The sequence below is a fragment of the Aeromonas sp. QDB03 genome (genome assembly GCF_027707985.1).
Lineage (GTDB): Bacteria > Pseudomonadota > Gammaproteobacteria > Enterobacterales > Aeromonadaceae > Aeromonas > Aeromonas hydrophila.
The window spans coordinates 23,456-48,656 of record NZ_JAPCJG010000004.1 but is presented as its reverse complement, the minus strand read 5'-3'; the positions used below and the strand labels follow the sequence as shown (position 1 = coordinate 48,656).

At 61.5% G+C, this 25,201-nt stretch carries 20 protein-coding genes; 16 read left to right on the top strand and 4 right to left on the bottom strand.

Going from position 1 to position 25,201, the window contains the following annotated elements; all coding sequences use genetic code 11:
* Positions 1-201: 201 nt before the first annotated feature.
* Positions 202-1,158, bottom strand: coding sequence for a hypothetical protein (locus PG900_RS11675; RefSeq protein ID WP_270831488.1), 957 nt, complete (start codon positions 1,156-1,158; stop codon positions 202-204).
* Positions 1,159-1,380: 222 nt separating this feature from the next.
* On the opposite strand from PG900_RS11675, the gene PG900_RS11670 reads away from it, so the two are divergent.
* From PG900_RS11670 to PG900_RS11640, 7 genes are all read left to right on the top strand, one after another.
* The gene (locus PG900_RS11670; RefSeq protein WP_118880911.1) at positions 1,381-2,964 is read left to right on the top strand and encodes a CHASE4 domain-containing protein; all 1,584 of its coding nucleotides are present in this window, start codon (positions 1,381-1,383) and stop codon (positions 2,962-2,964) included.
* 228 nt (positions 2,965-3,192) lie between these two features.
* On the top strand, positions 3,193-3,843 hold the full coding sequence (locus PG900_RS11665; RefSeq protein ID WP_045527294.1) for a DedA family protein: 651 nt from the start codon (positions 3,193-3,195) through the stop codon (positions 3,841-3,843).
* A gap of 95 nt (positions 3,844-3,938) precedes the next feature.
* Positions 3,939-4,472, top strand: coding sequence for a spermidine N1-acetyltransferase (gene speG, locus PG900_RS11660; protein WP_016351180.1), 534 nt, complete (start codon positions 3,939-3,941; stop codon positions 4,470-4,472).
* A gap of 251 nt (positions 4,473-4,723) precedes the next feature.
* Complete coding sequence (locus PG900_RS11655; RefSeq protein WP_162901880.1) at positions 4,724-6,019, top strand: DEAD/DEAH box helicase; 1,296 nt, start codon at positions 4,724-4,726, stop codon at positions 6,017-6,019.
* A 99-nt stretch (positions 6,020-6,118) separates the two neighbouring features.
* On the top strand, positions 6,119-6,757 hold the full coding sequence (locus PG900_RS11650; protein WP_118880912.1) for a DUF2913 family protein: 639 nt from the start codon (positions 6,119-6,121) through the stop codon (positions 6,755-6,757).
* 268 nt (positions 6,758-7,025) lie between these two features.
* The gene (locus tag PG900_RS11645; protein ID WP_162901881.1) at positions 7,026-8,069 is read left to right on the top strand and encodes a M35 family metallo-endopeptidase; all 1,044 of its coding nucleotides are present in this window, start codon (positions 7,026-7,028) and stop codon (positions 8,067-8,069) included.
* A gap of 64 nt (positions 8,070-8,133) precedes the next feature.
* On the top strand, positions 8,134-8,568 hold the full coding sequence (locus tag PG900_RS11640; protein WP_024945781.1) for a hypothetical protein: 435 nt from the start codon (positions 8,134-8,136) through the stop codon (positions 8,566-8,568).
* 19 nt (positions 8,569-8,587) lie between these two features.
* On the opposite strand, the gene PG900_RS11635 is transcribed toward PG900_RS11640, so the two are convergent.
* Positions 8,588-9,586 carry a questin oxidase family protein gene (locus tag PG900_RS11635; RefSeq protein WP_442866158.1) on the bottom strand — a complete coding sequence of 333 codons (999 nt, stop codon included), beginning with the start codon at positions 9,584-9,586 and terminating at the stop codon, positions 8,588-8,590.
* Positions 9,587-9,658: 72 nt separating this feature from the next.
* Between PG900_RS11635 and soxR the strand changes: the two genes are divergently transcribed.
* The 6 genes from soxR to PG900_RS11605 all read left to right on the top strand — a co-directional run bounded on the left by soxR (position 9,659) and on the right by PG900_RS11605 (position 13,706).
* Positions 9,659-10,126, top strand: a complete 468-nt coding sequence (gene soxR, locus PG900_RS11630; RefSeq protein ID WP_017410890.1) for a redox-sensitive transcriptional activator SoxR — start codon at positions 9,659-9,661, stop codon at positions 10,124-10,126.
* 68 nt (positions 10,127-10,194) lie between these two features.
* Entirely contained in the window at positions 10,195-10,773 is a 579-nt protein-coding gene (locus tag PG900_RS11625; protein WP_118880913.1) for an O-methyltransferase, read from the top strand.
* A gap of 9 nt (positions 10,774-10,782) precedes the next feature.
* Positions 10,783-11,193 (top strand): nuclear transport factor 2 family protein, encoded by a 411-nt coding sequence (locus PG900_RS11620; RefSeq protein WP_016351173.1) that lies wholly within the window; start codon positions 10,783-10,785, stop codon positions 11,191-11,193.
* A 267-nt stretch (positions 11,194-11,460) separates the two neighbouring features.
* Entirely contained in the window at positions 11,461-12,234 is a 774-nt protein-coding gene (locus PG900_RS11615) for an amino acid ABC transporter substrate-binding protein (RefSeq protein WP_270831486.1), read from the top strand.
* Between the two features lie 57 nt (positions 12,235-12,291).
* Positions 12,292-12,948 (top strand): amino acid ABC transporter permease, encoded by a 657-nt coding sequence (locus PG900_RS11610; protein WP_017410894.1) that lies wholly within the window; start codon positions 12,292-12,294, stop codon positions 12,946-12,948.
* Entirely contained in the window at positions 12,945-13,706 is a 762-nt protein-coding gene (locus PG900_RS11605) for an amino acid ABC transporter ATP-binding protein (RefSeq protein ID WP_118880915.1), read from the top strand. The genes PG900_RS11610 and PG900_RS11605 overlap by 4 nt, the downstream gene beginning before the upstream one ends.
* Before the next feature lie 86 nt (positions 13,707-13,792).
* On the opposite strand, the gene PG900_RS11600 is transcribed toward PG900_RS11605, so the two are convergent.
* Positions 13,793-15,208 carry an FAD-dependent oxidoreductase gene (locus PG900_RS11600; RefSeq protein ID WP_017410896.1) on the bottom strand — a complete coding sequence of 472 codons (1,416 nt, stop codon included), beginning with the start codon at positions 15,206-15,208 and terminating at the stop codon, positions 13,793-13,795.
* A gap of 12 nt (positions 15,209-15,220) precedes the next feature.
* Positions 15,221-19,678 carry a glutamate synthase large subunit gene (gene gltB, locus PG900_RS11595; RefSeq protein ID WP_270831485.1) on the bottom strand — a complete coding sequence of 1,486 codons (4,458 nt, stop codon included), beginning with the start codon at positions 19,676-19,678 and terminating at the stop codon, positions 15,221-15,223.
* A 613-nt stretch (positions 19,679-20,291) separates the two neighbouring features.
* On the opposite strand from gltB, the gene PG900_RS11590 reads away from it, so the two are divergent.
* The 3 genes from PG900_RS11590 to PG900_RS11580 all read left to right on the top strand — a co-directional run bounded on the left by PG900_RS11590 (position 20,292) and on the right by PG900_RS11580 (position 25,186).
* On the top strand, positions 20,292-21,227 hold the full coding sequence (locus PG900_RS11590; RefSeq protein ID WP_118880917.1) for a TIGR01212 family radical SAM protein: 936 nt from the start codon (positions 20,292-20,294) through the stop codon (positions 21,225-21,227).
* A gap of 403 nt (positions 21,228-21,630) precedes the next feature.
* Positions 21,631-23,775 carry a type I secretion system permease/ATPase gene (locus PG900_RS11585; protein WP_118880918.1) on the top strand — a complete coding sequence of 715 codons (2,145 nt, stop codon included), beginning with the start codon at positions 21,631-21,633 and terminating at the stop codon, positions 23,773-23,775.
* Entirely contained in the window at positions 23,768-25,186 is a 1,419-nt protein-coding gene (locus PG900_RS11580; RefSeq protein ID WP_011706512.1) for an HlyD family type I secretion periplasmic adaptor subunit, read from the top strand. The genes PG900_RS11585 and PG900_RS11580 overlap by 8 nt, the downstream gene beginning before the upstream one ends.
* Positions 25,187-25,201: the final 15 nt, after the last annotated feature.

Here is a 25,201-nt window from a genome sequence, read left to right as displayed (position 1 = left end):
CCTCTCCCTGGCGACGGGGCACTCTGATTGGCGTGAGTCTGGCTTGGCACCAGAGGATTGGCGCCATCCGGAAAATGGGGTGCCGAAGTGAACTACTGTAGCGAGTTGACCAGAGGGAATGTGTGACGGCTTGCACCAACTGAGCGGCGCATCACTCTTTTTGTGCCAACGCCAGAGAGGGAAGCAGCCGCAGGGAGTGGCCTAGAAGCTCATCGCCAGCCCAACGCCGTAGCCGCTGGTGTTGTGGCTGAACATATAGCGGGCCACCAGCCGGGTGCGGGTGACGAAGATATCGTACTTGCTGCTGTCGAGCTCCACCCCGAGGCCGAGGGAGTTGAGGGAGTTGAAGCCAAGCAGGCCGCGCTGCTCGCCCAGGTATTCGGTGCGGGCCCCCTCCATCACGTAGCGCACGGGTTTGCCCAGCAGCGTCAGATTGCCGATGGGGGCGCGCCGGCGCAGATAGAGGCCGAGGTTTTCGGCGTTGGCCTGGCCGGTCACGCTGGCGGCGGTGCCGCCAAAGCTCTGCAGGTGCTGATAGGAGTAACGCAGCTCGGCGTCGATGTCCTGGCCGGGGGAAAACAGCTCGTAGTCCAGCATCATGGCGCCACCGAGGCCGTAGACGTCGAGCCGGCCGCCATCGAGAAAATCGAGGTTCTTGCCGGTGTACTGGCCCAGCAGCCAGTTGCCGATGCGCAGATCGCTCGCCACCGTGCCGAGGGTGACGTTGCCGATGGGGCGCAGCACCCAGTTGCCGCCGTGGCTGTCCCGGTGCAGCCCTATGTCCCAGCCGATCCCGCCGGTGGCGGTCAGGCTGTTCCACTTGGTGGGAACGGTGCGGCTCTCGCTGCCGTTGCTGACCACGAACTGGGGATCGTAGCGGCTGAATCCCAGGGTTCCTTCCAGATAAATCGGCACGCTCTCGCTCATGGTGGCGCCGCCGCCGATCTGGGTCATGTTGAGGGCCGAGGATTGATTGGTGCCGCTGCCGATGTTGATGTTGCTGGCGGTGATGTCGGGCACCACGGTGAAGGTCATCAGCGACACCACGGCGTTGGCGCGCTGCTGCACCCGCGAGTCGTCGTCGGCCATGGCCTGGCAGCTGCACAGCAGGCCAAGCAGCAGGGCGGGGCGAAGCGGAAGGGTGAGAGGTGTGAACATGCCGGGATCCCGTGAAGCCTCTTCCAATGAGGCACGGTTACACTGTAGCGATTTTTTGTTCGCTTGGCAGCCCCAACCGTGAGCCGGATGACGCCATTTGTGCCCATTCACGCCATGGCGCCGCAGGCTGGTCGCTCTGGCGAGCTTTTTCGCGCAAGGAACAGGCGTAGAGGCAAAATCCATTAAACTCAATGGGTCACCTGTTCGGGAGTGTGGGTAAAGATGAAGATCAGCCGCAAGATTACGCTGACCATAGTGCTGACGCTGCTGCTGTTGCTGGGGGTCGGCTATGTCGGCCTTCATTATGTGGTCGGCAACAAGTTCGGCGAGCTGGAGCGCATGAGCGTGGAGCGCAACCGCGAGCGGGTCCGGGCCGTGGTGCTGGCCGAGCTTGGCCAGCTCACCATGCTGGGGCAGGACTGGTCCGAGTGGGACGAGACCTACGCCTACATGGTGAGCCGCGATCCCGCCTATCTGGCGGCGAATCTCAACGTGCGCACCTTCGAGACCCTGGGGGTCGATCTGGTGGCCCTCTATGATGCCGACAAGCAGCCGCAGGCGGCGTTTGCCTATCATGGCGGCCAGCTGGTGACGCAGACGCCGGCCCAGCTTGCCTCCCTCACCGATTATCTGGTGCGCTACGGCAGTCTCAAGCCCAATGCCGGCATCTGGTTTGACGGCGAGCGTTACTACCTGCTGGCCGCCACCCAGATCCTGACCAGCGAGGGGGAGGGGCCGAGTCGCGGCACCCTGCTGCTGCTCAAGGCCTTCACCACCCGGCTGGTCCATCAGCTGCAAAAGCGCACCAATCTCTCGCTCTCCTTTTTGAGCCCGCAGCAGCTGGCCACCAGCCTGGGGGTCACCACCCTGGCCCGGCTCAGGGCCAACGACAGCCTGATCCTGCCGCAGGAGGAGCGACTGCTCACCTTGGCCCAGATCGATACCGTGCAGGAGGACTCCCCGCTCATCTTTCGCTTCACCCTGCCACGGGATCTGATGCTGGAGGGCAAGGCCATCGAGCGCCACATCTTCTGGCTGCTGAGTCTGGGGACCTTGCTGTTCGGGGCTCTGGTGCTGCTGATCCTCAACGGCTATATCGCCGCCCGTCTGCAGCGGCTGAGCGCCAATCTGCGGCTCATCGGCGACGACGGCGCGGTGCGCCGGCTGCTGGTGGAGGGCAACGACGAGATCTCCCAGGTGGCCATTGACTGCAATCGGATGCTCGATCATCTGGACAGCCTGCGTCAGCGCCAGCTCGACAGCGAAGCCCGCCAGAAACTGCAGCACGGCGCCCTCATTCATCTGGCCAAGAGCGATCTGCTGAGCGGCGAGGATCCGGGCCAGGCGGCGCGCCACATCAACGAGGCGATCTGCTCCGGCACCGGCGCGGCGCGGGCCAGCGTCTGGTTCAGTGCCGAAGACAAGCAGAGCATGTACTGCCAGGATCTGTTCTTTTTGCCCAAGCTCCATCACCAGCAGGGCTTTCACCTGCCCTATGCCTTGATCCAGGGGCGCTATGAGGTCTCCAAGCCCGAGCATGAGCCCTGCCTCATCTTGCGCGAGCCCTACGACCTGACGCGCTTTGGCGCCATGCTGGCCCAGCTCGGGCTGGAGGGGCTCTCCGGCACCATCCTGATGGCTCCCCTCAAGCAGGGGGATGAGCTGCTCGGTTTCATCATCGCCGAGCGGGCCAGGCTGAGCGAGGTATGGCATCCCGACGAACTGGCCTTCGTGCTGTCGGTGTGCGATCTCTCGGCCCAGACCCTGCTCACCCTCACCAAGCTGCAGCGCCTCAAGCGCAGTTGACGCCGTTTTGCTGTCTGGGCCCCTCCAGCCGGAGGGGCCCGATTTTTTGATGGCCTTGGCCGATTATCTCCCCTATCCATGACCTGTATTAATTTCTTGTTCACTTGGCCGGGTGTATAACGGGCCACCCTCAGGGAGAAAAGGGGTTGGCGACAGGGAGGGTCTGCCGCACCGGAGGCCGTCAGGCCACCCAGGATGGATGCTCACGAAGTTGATGGGAGTCACCAGATGCAGGACATGCTGCTTGCCATATGGCAACAGGACTTTGACCAATTGATCCAGATGCAGGCGGTGGGCCTGCTCGTCACCTGCCTGGTGGTGATCCTTTTTCTCGAATCGAGTTTCGTGTTTCTGCCCCTGCCCGGCGACAGCCTGGTGCTGCTGGCCGGCGGGCTGGTGGGGATGGGGGTGCTCGGCCCCGAAGTGACGCTGCTCTACATGCCGCTGGCGGCGGGGCTTGGCAGCCTGATCGCCTATGTGCAGGGGCAGGCGCTGCACGGCACCGCCTTCATGGGCCACGTGGAGCGGATGATCCCGGACGGCAGCCTGCCGCGGGCTTCCCGCCTGCTGCACAACTACGGCTTCTGGGCCATGTTCTCCTCCCGTTTCGTGCCCTTCGTGCGGGTGCTGACGCCCATGCTGATGGGGGTCTCGCGGCTGCACCTGCCGCGGGTGATGATCGCCAGTTTTGCCAGCGCCTTCCTCTGGGCCCTGGTGCTGAGCCTGGTGGGCAAGGCCGTGATGGCTGCCCCGCTGTTCGCCCAGTATCACGAGCTGCTGACCAAGTGCCTGCTGGTGACCTCCCTCGGCCTGTTCGTCATCGCCATGGCCGCCATCGCCATCCGGCTGCTCAAGCGCCCGACCAACCGCATTCGCTGACCGGCCGGGGCAGGGGCCCCGCCGTCTGTTGCTCTCACTCTTCATGGCGCCGCCGCCCCTGGCCGGCGCCCCTTCACGCTGCAAGCAGGTACCTTATGTCATCCCACGACACCTTGACCCTTCGCCCCCTCGAGCGCGAGGATCTCAAGTTCGTCCATCAACTCAACAACAACGCCAGCATCATGCGCTACTGGTTCGAGGAGCCTTACGAGGCGTACATGGAACTGGCCCAGCTCTATGACAAGCACATCCACGACCAGCACGAGCGCCGTTTCATCCTCGAGGTGGCGGGGGACAACGTGGGGCTGGTGGAGCTGGTGGACATCCGCAGCATCCATCGCCGCGCCGAATTCCAGATCATCATCGCCCCCGCCCATCAGGGGAAGGGCTATGCCAAGACCGCCACCTTGAAGGCGATGAAGTACGGCTTCAATGTGCTCAACCTGCACAAGCTCTATCTCATCGTCGATCGGGACAATGCCAGGGCGATCCACATCTATCAGGAGCTGGGCTTCGAGCCGGAAGGGGAGCTCAAAGAGGAGTTCTTCATCGATGGCCAATACCGCACCGCCATTCGCATGTGCCTGTTCCAAAGAGACTTCCTGGCCCAGAATGGTCGAGGTGGCTGAACTCCCGCACGGGCATGAAGGGCTGCTGGCGGGGCGTGTTCGCCTTGCCAGCCAGGCGGCCCTGGCCCCATGAAAAGGGCGCGTATTTGAGGCAGAATTTGCGCCATCTATCTGTTACACTTCGCGCCCGCCATTTTCCGGCCACTCTCTGACTTGATGTCAGGCACAGCCGTCGGTGGTCTGCACCGACTTTTCGCTCATGCCGAGCTAACCAAGCCAGCCACAGTCCAGCTGGAACACAGGAACCCATTATGAGATTTGAATCGTTCGATTTTGCCCCCGAGATTTTGCGCGCCATCTCAGAGTGCGGTTATCAGGAGATGACCCCTGTGCAGCAGCAGGCGATCCCGGCCATCCGCCGCGGTCGTGACGTGCTGGCCAGCGCCCAGACCGGTACCGGCAAGACCGCCGCCTTTGCCCTGCCTATCCTGCAGCGGCTGGTGGACAATCCGGCGCCGGTGCAGCCGTCCAACGCCCGGGTGCTGATCCTGACCCCGACCCGCGAGCTGGCGGCCCAGGTGGCGAGCAACATCAATGACTTCGCCAAGCATCTGGATATCACCACCCTCACCATCTACGGCGGTGGCAAGCAGGATGTGCAGGCCAGAAAACTGAAAGCGGGCGCTCACATCATAGTGGCGACCCCGGGCCGGCTGCTGGAGCACCTCACCGCCTGCAACCTGAGCCTCTCCGGTGTCGAGTGCCTGGTGCTGGATGAAGCGGACCGCATCCTCGACATGGGCTTCAGTGCCGATGTGCAGCAGATCCTGCAAGCAGTCAACAAGACCCGTCAGAACCTGCTGTTCTCCGCCACCTTCTCCGAGGCGGTGAAGAAGCTGGCCAACCTGATGCTGGACAAGCCCCAGATAGTGAGCGTCAACAAGCAGAACTCCACCGCCGATACCGTCAGCCACACCGTCTATCCGGTGGAGCAGAAGCGCAAGCGCGAGCTGCTCTCCGAGCTCATCGGCAAGCAGAACTGGCCGCAGGTGCTGGTATTTGCCAGTACCCGCGAGAGCTGCGACGAGCTGGTAGCCGAGCTGAACCTCGACGGCATCAAGTCGGCCGTGGTGCACGGCGACAAGGCGCAGGGCAGCCGCCGCCGCGCCCTGCGCGAGTTCACCGAAGGCAAGCTGCGGGTGCTGGTGGCCACCGAAGTGGCCGCCCGTGGCCTGGATATCCCGGATCTCGAGTACGTAGTGAACTATGATCTGCCGTTCCTGGCTGAAGACTACGTGCACCGCATCGGCCGTACTGGCCGCGCCGGCAAGAGCGGCATGGCCATCTCCTTCGTCAGCCGTGAAGAAGAGCGCACCCTGCTGGAGATCGAGGCGCTGATCGGCCAGAAGATCCGCCGCATCATGGTGCCGGGCTACGAGGTGAGCAGCCGCGACGAGCTGATCAAGCAGCTGCAGGAGCGTCGTCGCTTCGGCAAACGCCCGCAGCGGGAAGACAACGCCGCCGCCCAGGCCATGGCCGAGGCCAAGCTGCAGGGCCAGCGCCTCAAGCGTATGGCCGCCGCCAAGAAGCCGCGCCAGCCGAAATAAGGCGCGCAGGCCGCTCTATTGAACCGCAAAGGCGCCACTGGCGCCTTTGCCATCTCTGTCATCGGTGTTGACTCCTGGTAGTCAACTCAAGGATTGCTTATGACCGCTCCTACCTACAATCAGGCCCTGTTCGAGATGGCCAGCCAGAGTCTGGCCGAACTGGCCCGCACCGCCGAGCAGAAGGCTGGCAAGCGTACCCCGGCGCAAGAGAGCCATTTTCTCTGCACCTGGATGGCCGACTCCCTCAAGGAGAAGCGCTTCTCCCGGCTGGTGATGGAGGATTTGAAGGATTGGGTGCAGCTTGGTCGCACCCTGGGGGCCGGCGCCGATCTCAAGGGGCTGCTTGAGCGGATCATGAGCCAGTATGAGCGGGCCATGGCCGAACCGACCGGGCTCGGCAGCCGGCTGGCCGCCCTGTTGGCCGAGCTCGCGGCCGAGGGTTGGTTAGTAATTACCGACAGCGAGGTGAGCGCCAAGCTGCGCCTGCAATCGGGCGGTCAGCCGAGCCTCATCATCAGCGCCAGCGAGTATCAGGGCCACATCGAGGCGGGCGAGCTGGTGAAGCCGCTCACCCTCTATGTGCGCGGCGACGAGGCCCGGCTGGCACGGGTGGCCTTTGCCCATCGCCTGCTACTGAGCCAGGGCAACAAGAAAACTACCCTGGTCAAGCACCACAAGGCTTACCGGCTGATGCCGGGCAACGCACAACCGGCGCTGGCGCTGCTGATGGGCCCCTGAGCTGGGTTTGTTCCATCTGTCTGAGACCCCGGCCCGGTGCCGGGGTTTTTTATGGGCGCGGGGCGGAGTGGCAGGCATGAGAAAGGGGAGGGCACCGCGACTCTTGTCGCAGCAAGAGGGGACATTGGGCATTCCCCCTATCCTGGGGGGCGTCCCCCATATGGTGGGATGGTCGCGGAAAAAAACTGCTCTAGGGTGAGTGGGCCCCAAAGAGGGCCTTGAAGGAAGCAAACCGCCTGACAAGGCGACACTCAATGAATGAGGAAACATGATGAAAGCGACTCCCATTGCCCTGTTGCTGGCCGGCGTGCTGGCCTCCCCGCTCTGCGCCGCAGGGCTCGATGCCCAGCTCACCCTGGTGGATGGCAACAGTGACGACGTGCGCGTCAACCTGACCCTGACCAACAGCGGGGACAAGCCGGTTCGCCTGCTCAAATGGCAACTGCCGGGCAGCGAGGATGCCCCCCTGTTCCTGGTGGAGCGGGACGGCCAGCCGGTCAGCTACGAGGGGGCCCTGATCAAGCGGGCTGCCCCGACCGACAAGGACTTCCAGCTGCTCAAGGCCGGCCAGAGCCTGACGGTGCAGGCCGAGGTCTCCGGTCTCTACGACATGAGTGCCCAGGGCCAGTACAGCATCCGCTACCTGCTGCCGACGTTGCCGCAAGAGGCGAAAGTCGCCAAGGCCAAGCAGGCCCAGGCGAGCGAATCCAATGCGGTGACCCTGTGGGTGGACGGAGTGAGTGACGAGCGGGTGCTGGCCAAGGCGGCCCCCCTGGCCGAGCCGCAGGCGGTGACCGCCTCGGTCAGCTTCAGCGGCCGCTGTACCAACACTCAGAAGAGCGACATCCTGGCGGCGCTCGATGCGGCCAGCGGCATCACCAACAACTCCAGCAGCTACCTGGCGGTGGACAAGCCGGAAGGCCAGCGTTACCGCAGCTGGTTTGGTGCCTATGATGCGTCGCGCTGGGAGCAGGCCGAGACCCACTTCAGCAAGATCAAGGATGCCATCGACAACAAGCCGCTCACCTTCGACTGCGGTTGCAAGCAGAGCTACTTTGCCTATGTCTATCCGGATCAGCCCTACAAGGTATACCTGTGCAAGAGCTTCTGGACTGCACCGGTCAGCGGGACCGATTCCCGTGCCGGCACCATCGTCCACGAGCTGAGCCACTTCAACGTGGTGGCGGGCACCGACGATCTGGGTTACGGTCAGGCCAATGCCCGCAACCTGGCGAAGACGGATCCGGTCAAGGCGCTCAACAACGCCGACAACCACGAGTACTTCGCCGAGAATACGCCGAGCGAAAACTGATTTGCCGACCGGGGGCCGCAAGGCCCCTTCTTGTCCATGTCGTTTGTCACAGGAAGGAGCGACCATGATGACACTCTTGCTCACCACCCTGGCGCTGGCCCCCCTGCAGTGCGATCTGTCGGTCAAGGCACAAAGCCGGGTCAACGAGCCGCTGCCGCTGGTGATGACCCTGACCAACCGGGGGGAGGGGCCGCTCGAGGTGCTGAGCTGGTTCACACCGTTCGAAGGCTGGTTTGCCGATGCCATCGATCTCACCCTCGATGATCGGCCGATACCCTACAAGGGCCCGCTGGCCAAACGGGGCAACCCGGGCGCCGAGGATTTCTTCTTGCTGGGGGCCGGTCAGCAGAGCCAGGCCGATGCGGATCTGACCCTGGTCTACGATCTCTCCCACCCTGGCCGCTACCAACTGAGCTACCGCGCCCAGCCGCTAACCCTGACCCGGGGCGTGGCTCCCCGCTGCCCCGTCATTCACTTCACCCGGCTGCCCGCCTCCTAGGGCAGCCCCTGTGTACTACCTAGATGACATCCGGCCCGGTGAGTGGCGCCAGCAGCCCCGCCGCGCGGGCGGCCACCGCCAGATAACGGTCTGCCAGCAAAGGCCTGGCGAGCCCCTCTCGCCAGCAGCAATGCACCAGCTTGATCACATGATCGTCGAGGCTCGCCACTGCCCGGGCCAGCACGTTTTGCCACGCCAGCTTGCCGGTATCGGGCCAGACCGGCGTCTGCAGTGACGGCGTACCGACCGTGACATAGGCGGCCGCCACCGCTTGCCACATCAGGGTCTGCCAGCGCGCTTGCCATGGCGCTGGCAGATAGCTGGCGACGATGGCGGCGGCGCGGCTACCGGTCACCATGTGCAGCACGGTAAAATTGCCGGTCTGCCAGTAGAGGGCGAGGGCCGCGTCGGCCAGCTGCACCAGCAGATCCGATGATGATACCCCGCTCGGCAACCCGCTCGCCCAGGTCGGCGTATCCGTCACCTGCCGCAGTCGCTCGGTGATCCACTCGCCCTGCCAGCGTGCGCCTTCCCATTGCTGGGCCAGCGCGCTCAGCAGAGCGTCGATATCCTGCACCGGCGCCCGCTGCCCGGCCGGCACCCACAGGGGGCTGCACTGCCAGGCGGCCAATGCGGCGGCCTGCTCTCCCAGATGGCCATTTTCCAGCGCGCAGGCAAAGCGGATCAGCGGATGGAAGGCGCCGCCGGCCGGCGAGAGACCCTGCTCCAGCAGGCTGGCAAAGGTGGGTAGCCAACCCTCGTCGGCCAGCCGTGTTGCCAACTGCTGACGCAGCCGGACAAACTGCAGCTCCTCCTCATCCCCCTGCTGTTGTTCACCCCCCGGCAGGGCATAGTTGGCCTGCCAGTGTGCGAAGAACTGCTGCAGCTGGCGGGGATTGGCGCCCATCTCGTGCAGGGCGTGCAATGCCATCGGGCAGTGGTTGGTGGTGCCGCGTCCGTTGACGGAAAAGGCTCGATTGGCATCGAGCAGATGATGAAGATGATGAAGATAATGCATAATCATTTGACTCCTTTCATAAGGGGAGACAGGATTGTGCAAGTTAAAGCTAACTTGAGGTCAAGCGTGGCGATGGAACGCAAATGGCTGGCCATCGGCCAGATAGCCAAACGCTCGGGCGTCAAGGCCAGCGCCCTGCGCTTCTACGAGCAGAAGGGGTTGATTGGCAGTGTCCGCAGCGAGGGGGGCCAGCGGCTCTATCCGCAGGATGTGCTGCGCCGCATCGCCTTCATCCGGGTGGCGCAGGGCATGGGGTTGAGTCTGGGCGAGATAGGGGAAGCCCTGGCCGGCCTGCCCGAGGGGCGCACCCCGGATCGCCGCGACTGGGACGGCATTGCCGGCCAGTGGCAGAGCCTGCTCGATCGGCGCATCACGGCTCTGCAGCAGCTCAAGGAGAAGCTCGGCGCCTGCATTGGTTGCGGTTGCCTCTCGCTGGAGCACTGCGCACTTTACAATCCGGATGATCAGGCCGCCGGACAGGGTGAGGGTCCCCGCTACCTGCTGGGGGATACGCCACCGAGCGGGCCGGCAGCAAAATGATGAACATGAGGGGCGGTCCAGCCATGCCATGCACCGGGCCGACTCGTTTACACCGTCAAGGAGGAGACATGGCACTGGAACAACTGAAACGGGAGTTGGAGCTGTTTGGCGAGCAGAATGACGGCGCGCAACAGTCCCGTGGCAGCAAGATGCTCAACATTACCCGCGATACCGGCGAGCTGCTGGCGGTGCTGGTACAGACGAGGGGGGCCGATGCTGTGCTGGAGATCGGCACCTCCAACGGTTACTCCACCCTCTGGCTGGCCGAGGCAGTCAAACGGCTGGGGGGCCGGGTCACCACCATCGAGCTGGACGAGGGCAAACGGGCCATGGCGGCCGCCAACTTTCAGCGGGCCGGGCTCGAACCCTGGATTGAGCAGTTGGCGGGCGAAGCAGGCACGCTGCTGCCCACCCTGCCGACGGCCGTTTACCCGCTCATCTTCCTCGACTCCGATCGCCAGCACTACCAGGCCTGGTGGCCCGAGATCCAGCGCCTGCTGGCCCCCCGCGGTCTGCTGGTGGTGGACAATGCCATCTCCCATCGGGAGGAGCTGGCCGAGTGGATGGCAGAGGTGGAGCAGGATCCGGCCTTCGCGACCTCGCTGGTGCCGGTGGGCAAGGGGGAGTGGTTGGTGGTGCGGTTGTAGGGGACAGGCATGGAAAACAAGACCATGGAACCAAAAGCAGTGGTGGAGGCCTATTGGCAGGCCATGCAGAGCAACGATTTCGTCAAGGCCTCCAGGTGGCTGAGCGATGACTTCCTCTGTGACTGGCCCCAGTCGGGGGAGCGGATCGAGGGGCGGGCCAACTTCGTCGAGATCAATCGACGCTACCCGGCGGCCGGGCCCTGGAATTTCGATGTCGTTCGCCTGCTGGAGCAGGGGCGGGAGGTGGTGACCGAAGTGGTGATCACCGACGGTGAAGTCGAGGCGCGTGCCATCACCTTCCACACGGTGCGTGGCAATACCATCTGCCATCAGACCGAATTCTGGCCCGATCTCTACGAGGCGCCGCACTGGCGTCGTCACTGGGTCACCAGTATCCCGCGGGAGTCGCAACCCGCCTGATATGGTTTCCGCTGGCGGAGCGCCGCCAGCGGAGCTATTCCTCGGCCAGCCCGGTCACTATTTTTTCGTTATCCATTATTTCGCTAAATATCCCCGTATTTCATGGTTGGGTCATGCCATGCGCCACGTTATGTTTCATCCATACCGCCGGCAAGCATTATGAAAGTTATCTCTGCCGATAATTAATGTAAACATGATAACCGGCAGTTTTTATTTTGTGGTGGTTGGCAAGCGTTCTGGATGTTCATAAATATAACGAGGTGAATAATGAAAAAACGGCACTCCCTGTTTTTAATGGCGGCACTTCCGCTGGCACTGATGACCTCGGTACAGGCACAGTCAAGCCTGGCCGAGATCCAGCGGGCCGGGGTGATCAAGATCGGCACCGAAGGGGCCTATCCTCCCTTCACCTATCACGGCAAGAGCGGCAAGCTGGTGGGCTTTGACGTGGAGATCGGCGAGCTCATCGCAAGCGGTCTCGGCGTGAAGCCCGAGTTCGTCGAGGGCAAGTGGGACGGTCTCATCGCCGGGGTGGACGCCAAGCGCTACGACCTGGTGCTCAACGAAGTGGCCATCACCCCTGAGCGGCTGAAAAAATATGACTTTTCAGACCCCTACATCACCTCCAAGGCGGTGATCGTGGTGCACAGCGACAACCACAGCATCAAGAGTTTTGCCGATCTGAAGGGCAAGAAATCCTCCCAGTCGCTGACCAGCAACTTCGCTCAGCTGGCGAAATCATCGGGCGCCGAGGTGGTGGCCACCGAGGGATTCAACCAGTCCCTTGAACTGGTGCTGACCGGGCGGGTGGATGCTACCCTCAACGACAGCCTCTCCTTTCTCGACTTCAAGAAACAGAAGCCGGACGCCAAGTTGAAGGTGGCGGCCACCGAGGCCAAGGGGGATCAATCGGGGGCCCTGCTCGCCAAGGGACAACCCGAGTTGCTGGCCGCCATCAATCAGGCGCTGCGCAATGCCAAGCAGGATGGCGCATATCAGAAAATATCGCAGAAATATTTCGGCACCGACGTCTCGCAATAATATCGCGGCAACATAATAACAACTGAGGATATTAACGTGCCGGCCTGGTTGCAGTTAATGATCGACTCTTTTTGGCCCCTGCTCAGTGCGGGGCTTATTTTTACCGTGCCGCTGACCCTGATTACCTTCGTGCTGGGAATCGTGCTCGGCTTGTCGGTGGCGCTGGCCAGATTATATGGTCCGGCCCCGCTGGTGATGCTGGTCCGCTTTTATGTCTGGCTTATTCGGGGCACCCCGCTGCTGGTGCAGCTGTTTCTGATTTTTTACGGTCTGCCGAGCGCGGGCATAGTGCTGGATGCCTTCACCGCCGCCGTCATCGGTTTCACCCTCAACATCGGTGCCTACAGCTCGGAGATCATCCGTGCCACCCTGGCGGCGATCCCGAAAGGGCAATGGGAGGCGGCCTATTCCATTGGCATGAACTGGCCCCAGGTGATGTGGCGGGTGATCCTGCCGCAGGCTGCGCGCATCGCGGTGCCGCCGCTCTCCAACACCTTTATCTCCTTGGTCAAAGACACCTCGCTGGCGGCGGCGGTGACCGTGCCCGAGCTGTTTCAGGCGGCTCAGCGACTCGCCTCCGTCACCTATGAGCCGCTCATCCTCTATGTCGAGACGGCCCTCATCTACCTGTTGTTCAGCTCGGTACTCTCCACCCTGCAAGACAAGCTGGAGCAGCGACTGGCTTATAAAGAGACCCGGGAGGTCGCCCTATGATCCGCTTGAGTGGCATCGAGAAACAGTTTGCGGGGCAGCGAGTGTTGAAAGGGGTGGGGCTGGCGATGGCCGCGGGCAGCGTCACCGCCCTGATCGGCCCCTCCGGCAGCGGCAAGAGTACCTTGCTGCGCTGCGTGAACCTGCTGGAGCGACCCGATGCGGGCCAGCTGGTGCTGGGGGGCAGCGAGCTCGACTTTGCCCATCACCTGTCCCGCCAGAGCGTGCTGAGCCTGCGCCAGCAGACCGGCATGGTGTTCCAGAACTTCCAGCTGTTCCCGCACATGACGGTGCTGGAGAATGTGCTGGAAGGGTTGGTGACTGTGTTGAAGTGGCCGAGGGAGCGGGCGGCGGCGCGCGGCCTGCAACTGCTCGACAAGGTGGGGCTCAGGCACAAGGCCGAGGCGGTGCCTGCCACCCTCTCCGGCGGTCAGCAGCAGCGGGTGGCCATTGCCCGGGCGCTGGCGCCAGCCCCCAAGGTGCTGCTCTGTGACGAGCCCACCTCGGCGCTGGATCCCGAGCTTGCCCAGGAGGTGGTGGCCGTGCTGCGCCAGTTGGCCAGTGAGGGCACCACCATGCTGATCGCCACCCATGACTTGCGTCTGGCGGCCCAGATCGCCCAGCAGGTGGTCTTCCTGGAGGCGGGTGAGGTGGTGGAGGCGGGCAGTGCGCGCCAGATGTTCACCACCCCCAAGCGGGCACGTACCTTCGAATACATCTCCACCCTCACCGAGCGGCTGCCGGAGAGCTGGAGCATCTAGCCGGTTTTGGCTGATCGAGAGCGATATAAAAAAACAGCCCCGCACGAGCGGGGCTGTTTGCATGGCTGCTTGGTTGCGGCGGCAGATCACACGGCCAGATAGTCCATGATCCCTTCGGCCGCCTTGCGTCCCTCATAGATGGCGGTGACCACCAGATCGGAGCCGCGCACCGCGTCGCCACCGGCGAACACCTTGGGGTTGCTGGTCTGGAAGGCATGTTCGGCCTGCTCCGAGGCCTTGATGCGATCCCGGCCGTCAAGCTCGATGCCGTGTTCTGCCATCCAGGGCTGAGGATTGGGCTGGAAGCCGAACGCCATCACCACCGCATCGGCAGCCAGCACCTGCTCGGAGCCTGTCACAACCACCGGATTGCGGCGGCCATTGGCATCGGGGGCGCCGAGCTCGGTGCTCACCACCTTGATGCCGCAGGTGTGGCCCTGGGCGTCCAGCGCGACGCCGACCGGCTGCAGGTTGAACATGAATTCAACCCCCTCTTCGCGGGCATTCTTCACCTCCCGCTTGGAACCCGGCATGTTCTCCTCGTCGCGGCGATAGGCGCAGATCACCTTGTCGGCCCCCTGACGGATGGCGGTGCGGACGCAGTCCATGGCGGTATCGCCACCGCCGAGCACCACTACCTGCTTGCCGGCAAAGTCGATGTAGTCGGCTTGCGCCTTCTCAAAGCCCAGCAGCCGGTTGGCGTTGGCGATGAGGTAGGGCAGGGCGTCGTAGACTCCCGGTGCCTCCTCGTTGGCAAAGCCGCCCTTCATGTACTTGTAGGTGCCGACCCCGAGGAAGACCGCATCGAACTCGCCGAGCAGGTCGGCGAAGGTGACATCGCGACCCACCTCGGTCTCGAGGCGAAACTCCACCCCCATCCCCTCGAAGATCTCGCGGCGACGCTGCATCACCTCTTTTTCCAGCTTGAAGGAGGGAATGCCGAAGGTGAGCAGACCGCCGATCTCCGGATACTTGTCGAACACCACCGGGGTGACGCCGCCCCGTGCCAGCACGTCGGCGCAGGCAAGACCCGCCGGGCCGGCGCCGATGACGGCGACCCGCTTGCCGGTCTTGACCACCTTGGAGAGGTCGGGCTTCCAGCCCATCTCGAACGCCTTGTCGGTGATGTATTTTTCGATGTTGCCGATGGTGACGGCACCGAAGCGATCGTTGAGGGTGCAGGCACCCTCACACAGTCTGTCTTGCGGGCAGACCCGGCCACACACCTCCGGCAGGCTGTTGGTCTGGTGGGAGAGCTCCACCGCCTCCAGAATGCGTCCCTCGTTGGCCAGCTTCAGCCAGTTGGGGATGTAGTTGTGGACCGGGCACTTCCACTCGCAGTAAGGGTTGCCGCAGTCGAGGCAACGATCCGCCTGCATGCCGACCTGGGCCTGGTTGAAGGACTCGTAGATCTCCACGAACTGGATCTTGCGGATCTTGAGCGGCTTCTTGGGCGGGTCGACCCGCTGCACGTCGATAAACTGAAATACGTTCTGGCTCATAGGGTTCCCTCCTTATTGCGCCTGGATTCTGAGTTCTGCACTGGAACGGCTGGTGTGACCAAGCAGCGATTTGACGTTGCTGGACTTGGGTTTGATCAGCCTGAACTTGGGCACATAGGAGTCGAAGTTGGCCAGGATCTCCTCGGCGCGCGAGCTGCCGGTTTCGTTGAGGTGCGCCGTTATGATGCCGCGCAGGTGCTCCTGATGGATGGCGAGATCTGCCACGTCCAGCAGTTCCACCAGCTCGGGGTTGGTGCGCTTGGCAAAGTTGCCGCACTCGTCGAGCACGTAGGCGAAGCCGCCGGTCATGCCCGCGGCGAAGTTGACGCCGGTGGTGCCGAGCACGGTGACGATGCCGCCGGTCATGTATTCACAACCGTTGTCACCGATCCCCTCGACTACCGCGAGGGCCCCGGAGTTGCGCACCGCGAAGCGCTCGCCGGCAGTACCCGCAGCGTAAAGTTTGCCGCCGGTGGCACCGTAGAGGCAGGTGTTGCCGATGATGGCCGCCTCGTGGGATTTGAATGCCACGCCGACATGGGGTTTGATCACCAGCTTGCCGCCGGTCATCCCCTTGCCTACGTAGTCGTTGGCGTCCCCCGTGAGGATCATCTCAAGGCCACCCGCGTTCCAGACGCCGAAGCTCTGGCCGGCGGTGCCGTTGAAGTGAACCCGCACCGGATCGGCCGCCATCCCCTGGTTGCCGTGGCGCTTGACGATCTCGCCGGACAGACGCGCCCCCACCGAGCGGTCGGTGTTGCGGATGTCGTAGCGAAACTCGCCGCCGCTCATGTTTTCCACCGCCTCCAGCAGATCTTCCACCATCTTGAGGTTCAAAGGCCCCTTGTCGAAGGTGGGGTTGTGCTGCTGGCTGAACAGGCTGGAGCCTGCCGGTGCCACCGGGCTGGCCAGAATGCCGGAGAGATCCAGCTTGGCCTGACGGGCGGTGAGGCCGGGCAGCGCTTCCAGCAGGTCGGTGCGACCGATGAGGTCGGTCAGCTGGGTGACACCCAGCTGGGCCATCAGCTCGCGGGTCTCCTCGGCGATGAACTTGAAGTAGTTCATCACCATCTCCGGCAGGCCGGTGAAGTGCTCGCGACGCAGCTTCTCATCCTGGGTAGCGACGCCGGTGGCGCAGTTGTTCAGGTGGCAGATACGCAGGTATTTGCAGCCGAGCGCCACCATGGGGCCGGTGCCAAAACCGAAGCTCTCGGCGCCGAGAATGGCCGCCTTGATGATGTCCAGACCCGTTTTGAGGCCGCCATCCACCTGCAGGCGCACCTTGTGGCGCAGGCCGTTGGCGACCAGCGCCTGCTGGGTCTCTGCCAGGCCCAGCTCCCAGGGGGAGCCGGCGTATTTGACCGAGGTGAGCGGGCTCGCGCCGGTGCCGCCGTCGTAGCCGGAGACGGTGATGAAGTCCGCATAGGCCTTGGCCACGCCGCAGGCGATGGTGCCAACGCCGGGCTCGGACACCAGTTTCACCGACACCAGGCAGCTTGGGTTGATCTGCTTAATGTCGAAGATGAGCTGGGCCAGATCCTCGATGGAGTAGATGTCGTGGTGGGGCGGCGGCGAGATCAGGGTCACGCCGGGCACCGAGTAACGCAGCTTGGCGATCTGGGCCGTCACCTTGTCACCGGGCAGCTGGCCCCCTTCGCCGGGCTTGGCGCCTTGGGCCACCTTGATCTGCACCACGTCGGCGTTCATCAGGTAGTGGGGGGTGACGCCAAAGCGCCCCGATGCCACCTGCTTGATGCGCGAATTCTTCTCGGTGCCGAAGCGCTTAGGGTCTTCGCCGCCTTCACCCGAGTTGCTCTGGCCGCCGAGCCGGTTCATGGCCACCGCCAGCGCCTCGTGGGCTTCCGGGCCCAGCGCGCCGATGGACATGGCGGCGGAGTCGAAGCGGGGGAACAGCTTGGCAGCCGGCTCCACCTGCTCCAGTGCCACCGGGTTGTCGACCTTCTTCAGGGTGAGCAGATCACGCAGGGTGGCGACCGGCCGTTCGTTCACCAGACGGGCGTACTCCTTGTAATCGGCATAGTTGCCGGAGCGCACCGCCACTTGCAGGGTCTGCACCACATCCGGGTTGTAGGTGTGGTACTCGCCGCCGTGGACGAATTTGAGCAGGCCACCCTGGGTGAGGGCCTTGCGGGCTAGCCAGGCTTGACGGGCCAGATTGAACTGATCCTGCTGGATGTCGGTAAAATCGGCGCCCTGAATGCGGCTCGATACGCCGCGAAAACACATCTCGACCACGGCTTTGGAGAGGCCCACCGCTTCGAACAGCTGGGAGCAGCGGTAGCTGGCCACCGTGCTGATGCCCATCTTGGACATCACCTTGTAGAGCCCCTTGTTGATGCCGTTGCGGTAGTTGAGCATGGCCTGGCGCAGGCTCATCTTGAGCACGCCCTCTTCTACCTGCTTGGCGAGCGTCTCGTAGGCGAGGTAGGGGTAGATGGCAGTGGCGCCAAAGCCCAGCAGCACAGAGAAGTGGTGCGGGTCGCGCACGCTGGCGGTCTCCACCAGGATGTTGGCGTCGCAGCGCAGGTTGTTGTCCACCAGGGTGCGCTGCACCGCCCCCACCGCCATGGCGGCCGGGATGGGCAGGGTGTCGGCACTGACGTCCCGATCCGAGAGGATCAGCAGCACGGTACCGGCCTTTGCGGCAGCCTGGGCCTCTTCACAGATGCGCAGGATGGCCGCTTCCAGACCCTCTTCGGGCTTGAAGTTGAGGCTGATCACCTGATGGCGATAGTGCTCCCCTTCCAGCGCCAGCAGCTGGTGGAAGTCGGAGTAGAGCAGGATCGGTGACTGGAACAGCACCCGGTGGGCGTGGCCAAAGGTCTCGTTGAACACGTTCTGCTCGCGGCCGATACAGGTGGCCAGCGACATCACGTGGTTTTCCCGCAGCGGATCGATGGGCGGGTTGGTGACCTGGGCGAACATCTGGCGGAAGTAGTCGTACAGGGTGCGCTGGCTGGAGGAGAGCACCGCCATCGGGGTGTCATCCCCCATGGAGCCCACCGCTTCCTGGCCGTTTTCACCCAGTACCCGGATGATCTGATCCAGCTCCTCGTAGGAGTAGCCGAACAGCTTCTGATAGGTTTTCAGCTGATCGTCGGAGAATTCGCGGGCGCCGGTGCTGGCGTCATCCATCTGCTCGAACGGCACCAGCCGCTTGCAGTGCTTGTCCATCCACTGCTTGTAGGTGTGACGGCTCTTGAGATCGTCATCGATCTCGAAGCTGGTCCAGATCTTGCCGTTGCTGGTGTCGACCACGAACAGCTCGCCCGGGCCGACCCGGCCCTTCTCCAGCACTTCGTCCGGGGTGTAGTCCCAGGTGCCCACTTCAGAGGCCAGCGTGATGAACTTGTCCTTGGTGATGACGTAGCGGGCCGGACGCAGGCCGTTGCGATCGAGCGCGCAGGTGGCGTAGCGACCGTCGGTCATGACGATGCCGGCCGGGCCATCCCAGGGCTCCATGTGCATGGAGTTGAAGTCGTAGAAGGCGCGCAGATCGTCATCCATGTTCGGGTGCTTCTGCCACGCGGGCGGGATCAACAAGCGCATGGCACGGAACAGGTCCATGCCACCGGCCAGGAACAGATCCAACATGTTGTCTAGGCTGGAGGAGTCCGACCCCGTGGTGTTGACGAAGGGGGCTGCCTCTTGCAGATCGGGGATCAGCGGGGTGGCGAACTTGTAGCTGCGCGCCTTGGCCCACTGGCGGTTGCCGGCGATGGTGTTGATCTCGCCGTTGTGGGCGAGGTAGCGGAACGGTTGCGCCAGCGGCCAGCGCGGGCTGGTGTTGGTGGAGAAACGCTGGTGGAACACGCAGATGGCCGCCTGCATGCGGATGTCGGCCAAATCCAGATAAAAACGCGGCAAGTCCACCGGCATGCACAGTCCTTTATAGACGGTGACTAGGTTGGAGAGGCTGACCACGTAGAAGTAGTCGTCGCTGATGCGCTTCTCGATACGGCGGCGCACGATATAGAGGCGGCGCTCGAGATCCTTGTCGACCCAGCCGGGGGGGGCGTTGACAAAGACCTGTTCGATGCTGGGCAGGGAGGCCTTGGCGATGGGGCCGAGTACATTGGTATCGATAGGCACCTTGCGCCAACCGACCAGACTCAGGGTTTCCTTCTCCAGCTCTTCGTCGATGATGTCGCGAGTGGCTTGCGCCAAGACGGGATCGGGGTTGAGAAACAGCATGCCGACCGCGTAGTTGCGGCCCAGGTGCCATCCCTTCTCTTCGGCGACAGCTCTGAAGAAGCTGTCGGGTTTTTGCAGCAACAGACCGCAGCCGTCGCCGGTCTTGCCGTCGGCGGAGATACCGCCACGGTGCTGCATGCGAGCCAATGCTGACATCGCGAGACGGACAAGCTTGTGGCTGGCTTCACCTTCCATGTGGGCCAACAGGCCGAAGCCACAGTTATCCCTCTCCAGCTTTGGATCATATAGTGACATTGCATTTCTCCCTTGCTCGGCCTTGCATCGCACTGTCATCAACAGACTGCATAAATTGCGATTGGCTCTTGTGGTTCCGTCCGCCTGAGGTGGCGAATCTCCAAACTAATGGGATTTTTCGGCAAGGTCAATTGGACATCCCGGCTGTTTTCATTATCACAAACTCATAACAAAATGTCGGGGTACGGGTCTATATGGGGTATTAACTGGCAATTGCTCTGGTTATTTTTGTTTTTGTGGAATTTTGTATTGTCATATTGGGCTTTGCTGGTTGACTCAATGGGGGCAAGGATTTGTAGTAATTTTACCAATCCACTCGACAAGTGAATGGCCGAGATCACAATAACGAAGCAGGTGACTTGCATTTGCAAAACCACCGTCTATGAGAAAATTTTCATTATTCAACAAACTGTTAGAAGATGGTTTTGTGGTGGTGTTGAGCCTTCGTCAAATTTGGGATGAGTCTCGAAAGCGTCGATAACTACCCATTTGCTGATATTTATCCGGTTATTGGTGAATATTTATATGTTTTCCCGACTCTCTCCTCTCTTGATCCAGCGCAGCGCTGCACGCGGCCAAGCTCGTACAATGACGCCCCTTTACTGGAGGTGTCATGCAGTTACACGAACTCGTCAATACATTCGGCCAGGATCTCAAGCAGCGCCATGGCCAGAAGATCCACAAGCTCTCCATTCACGGTGCCTTCACCTGCCCGAACCGGGACGGCACGCTGGGCCGTGGCGGCTGCACTTTCTGCAATGTTTCCTCCTTTGCCGACGAGTCGGCCCAGCAGCTTTCGGTGGTGCAGCAACTGCTGGCTCGCCGGGATGAAGTGACCCGGGCCAAACGTTATCTCGCCTACTTTCAGGCCTATACCAGCACCTATGCCGAGGTGGAGTACCTGCAGCGCATGTATGAAGAGGCGCTGTCGGTGAGCGACATGGTGGGCTTGTGTGTAGGGACGCGCCCAGATTGCGTGCCGGATGCGGTATTGGACCTGCTGGCCGGTTATCAGGCCCGGGGTTACGAGGTGTGGTTGGAGCTGGGGTTGCAGAGCGCCAACGACAAGACGCTGCAGCGCATCAACCGGGGTCATGGCTATGCCGCCTATGCTGACGCTGTGACCAGGGCCCATCAGCGCGGTATCAAGGTGTGCGCCCACCTGATCGTCGGTCTGCCTGGTGAAGTCGCCATGGACAGCCTGAATACGCTGCAGCGCATCGTGGAGACGGGCGTGGAGGGGATAAAGTTGCACCCGCTGCACGTGGTAGAGGGAAGCACCCTTGGCAAGGCGTGGCAGGCGGGTCGACTGGAGGTGCCGAGCCTGGCGCAGTATGTGGAAGCGGCGGTGGCCATGATCCAGCACACGCCGCCCGAGGTGGTGTACCACCGCATCTCGGCGTCGGCACGCCGTCCGACTCTGTTGGCGCCGGCCTGGTGCGAGAATCGCTGGACAGCCATGGCTGACATTGCTAATGAACTGGCCCGCTCCGGCGCCCAGGGTCATGCGCTGGGGCGCCCTTTTTCGCTTTCTGGCAATATCGACTAGGTAATCAGATTTCATCAAAAAAACAGTGAGTTATTAGATGAAATTCAGTCTTTGCGGTATAGTTTCGGTAAAATTGTCTTGATATAGTACTTGGCTTGAAAAAGATATCATTATCAATAAGCTTGTATTATTTCCAATTTGGACGGGATATATCGGATATGGCGCCATCTTGTGTCGCGATCCGCAACCAAACTGCCCGTCTCGCCTTTGGGTGTAATGCCTATCAGGTCTGCCAATGACATTCAGTGTCATGTACCTGTGCTTAATGTGTATCAGGCTGTTGATCCCTTCTCGGGGAGCTCTGTTCTTTATGTCACGGGATCGTCTGCGCCAAACTGCGCCCGTGAAGCTTGAATATCGGTGTGGCGATAGAGCCGGCCCAATCATGCAGTGACAGGATGCTATGCAAGCAGAAACTAACCGTATTGACGAGTTGTTGGAGTGTCTGGTCTTTCTGACCCGCTTTTATGGGGTGCCCAACAGCAAGGATGCCCTGACGACCGGTTTGCCACTGGTGTCCGGCCTGTTGACGCCCAACCTGTTTAGTCGTGCCGCCGAGCGGGGCGGGCTGTCGGCCCGGGAAGTGATCCAACCGCTTGCCGAAATCTCCCCCTTGTTGCTGCCTTGCGTGTTGCAGATGCGCAATGGCGGTGCCTGCATTCTGCTGGAGTGGAATGAAGACAGGAGTCAGGGCAAGGTCATCTTTCCTCAGGCGGGAGATGCGGCCCAGTGGCTCAGTGCGGCCCAGCTGGGTGATGAATATCTGGGCCGACTGTTTTTTGTCAAAAAGCAGTTTAAGTTTGATGAGCGCTCCCCCAAGGTGCTGGAGACCCGTGACGGGCATTGGTTCTGGAGCACTCTGTTTGAATCCCGTGGCATCTATCGGGACGTACTGATCGCGTCCATCCTCATCAACCTGTTTGCCATCGCCAGCCCGCTGTTCACCATGAACGTCTACGACAAGATAGTGCCCAATCTGGCATTTGATTCTCTTTGGGTGCTTGCGGTCGGGGCCATGGTGGTGTTCACCTTCGATTTCGTGATGCGTCAGCTGCGCAGCTACTTCATCGACATCGCCGGTAAAAAATCGGATGTGCTGTTGTCGGCCAAGATCTTCGCCAAGGTGATGGGCATGCGGATGGAGTCGCGGCCGGCCTCGACCGGTGCGTTTGCCAAACATCTGCAGGAGTTCGAATCGGTACGGGAGTTTTTTACCTCCGCTACCGTCTCTACCCTCATCGACCTGCCGTTCGCGGTCTTCTTCCTGTTCATCATCTGGATTTTTGCCGGTGTCATGGTCGTGGTACCGATCGTCGCCATGCTGATCCTCATTATTTACAGCTTCTATATTCAGGCGCCGCTCAAGCAGTCCATCGAAGAGGGATCGCGGCTTGCTTCCCAGAAGAACGCCAACCTGATCGAGAGCATTTCAGGCCTTGAGACCGTCAAGATTTTCGGGGCTGAGAGCATGTTCCAGCATCGCTGGGAGCAGGCCGTCTCCCATATCTCGACCTGGGGCGTGCAGACTCGCCGCATCACCAACTCCATGTCTTCGCTGGCCAGTTATATCCAGCAGGTGGTGACGGTGGCACTGGTGATTGTCGGCGTTTATCAGATCTCGGAAGGGTTGGTCACCATGGGTGGCATGATTGCCGCCGTCATGCTGTCAAGCCGCGCGATTGCGCCCATGGTGCAGTTGTCGGTGCTCTCCACCCGTTACAACCAGGCCAAGTCCGCACTGGAAATCCTGGAAAAAATCATGGTGACGCCGGGTGAGCAGGAAGAGGGCAAGCAGTACATCCACCATCCCGTGATATCCGGTCGGATCGAGTTTGACAATGTATCGTTCAAGTACCCGGGAATGGAAACCAGCACCCTGCACAACATCAATCTGCGTATCGAACCGGGCGAGAAGGTAGCCATCATAGGCCGGATCGGAGCGGGTAAAACCACGCTCGAGAAGATCTTGATGGGCTTGTATCGGCCCACCGATGGCTCGGTGCGACTCGATGGGTTCGAGCTGGATCAGCTGCCGGCCTCGGTGATCCGGCGCAACATAGGTTGTGTCCCGCAGGACGTGACCCTGTTTTTTGGTTCGGTACGCGACAACATCATGCTGGGTAATCCGCTGGTGGACGATGTGCGGGTCATGCGGGCCGCCAAACGGGCCGGCGTCACCAATTTTACCAATCGGGATCCCAACGGGCTGGATCGGCAGATAGGTGAGGGGGGCCGTCAGCTCTCGGGTGGTCAGCGTCAGGCCATCCTGCTGGCGCGAGCCTTGCTCAACGACCCCCCCATTCTGGTGATGGACGAACCCACCTCCAACATGGATAACCAATCCGAGATGCAGGTCAAGCATGAGTTGGCACGATTGGGACCGGAAACGACCCTGATCCTGATCACTCACAAAACCTCCATGCTCGATGTGGCTTCGCGGGTCATCGTGGTTGAGCAGGGGCAGGTAGTGGCCGATGGGCCCAAAGAGGCTGTGTTGCAACAACTGAAAGAGGGCAAGGTGCGTGTGCAGGAGGCGTCCAATGGCTAAGTTTGGACTGTTCAAGAAGGCGCCTTCCGATACCGTATTGCCGGCGCCGGAGCACCTTGAATTCGTCGATGACGGTGCGGCTGCGGTACTGCTGAGTACCCCGACTCGAGCCAGGGCATTGCTGTGGGCCTGCTTCCTGTTTTTCATGAGCGCCATTGTCTGGGCCGCCTGGGCCGAGCTCGATGAGGTCACCGTTGGACAGGGCAAGGTCATCCCTTCCCGTCAATTGCAGGTGATCCAGAATCTGGAGGGGGGGATCGTCAAGGAGATCTTCGTCAAAGAGGGTGACATCGTTGAAAAAGGGCAGCCGCTCTTGCGTATCGATGATACTCGCTTCCGCTCCGATTTTCGTGAACGGGAGCAGGAGCTGGTGACCCTCAAGGGGGATATTGCCAGGCTGCGCTCCGAAATCCAGAGCGTGGTGGTCAAGACCGGTCCCAATCTGGGGTGGCGTGAGCAGGTCGTGGTCGACAAGCAACCCATCGATTTCCCTGATGGTTTCGAAAACGTCTTTGCCGAATATGCGGCTCGAGAAAAATCAGTTCAGGATGAGCGTCTCAACAACTTGAACAACCAGCTCTATATTCTGGGGCAACAGATTGAACAGAAAGAGCAGGAGACCATAGAGCTCAACGCCAAGATCAGGACGGTGGCGCGTAGCGTGGATCTGGCGCGGCAGGAGCTCAATATCAGCCGCCCCTTGGCCAAGGAGGGGATAGTACCTCAGGTCGAGCTGATCAAACTGGAGCGTCAGGTCAACGAAATGCAGGGGGAATTGGAGAGCAACCGGCTGCTTATTCCCAAACTCGATTCCGTGTTGCGGGAGACCATCTCCAAGCGCAACGACATTGCCTTGAAATTCCGGGCCGATTCACAGACCGAGCTCAATGAACGGCAAGGCAAATTGAGCCAGCTGTCCGAAGGCCAGGTTGGGCTGCGGGATCGGGTGGATCGCACCAGCGTCATTGCGCCGCTCAAGGGCACCATCAAGAAACTCAAGATCAACACGCTGGGTGGTGTGGTGCAACCCGGCATGGATCTGATGGAAATTGTTCCGCTGGAAGACACTCTGCTGGTCGAGGCCAAAGTGTCGCCCAAAGATATCGCGTTCTTGCGGCCAGGGCTGGAGGCCGTGGTCAAGATTACTGCCTATGACTTCACAATTTATGGAGGATTACATGGCAAGGTTGAACAGATAAGTGCTGACTCGATCCAGGATGAAGATGGCAATTCCTTTTACCTGGTACGAGTCCGCACCGAGAAAAGTTACTTGGGCGATGAGCTTAACGCACTTCCCATCATCCCCGGTATGTTAGCCAGTGCAGATATTATTACTGGTAAAAAAAGTGTCCTAGACTATTTGCTTAAGCCGATTTTACGGGCAAAGCAGTCGGCACTGAGAGAACGATAAGCCAACAATCTAAAA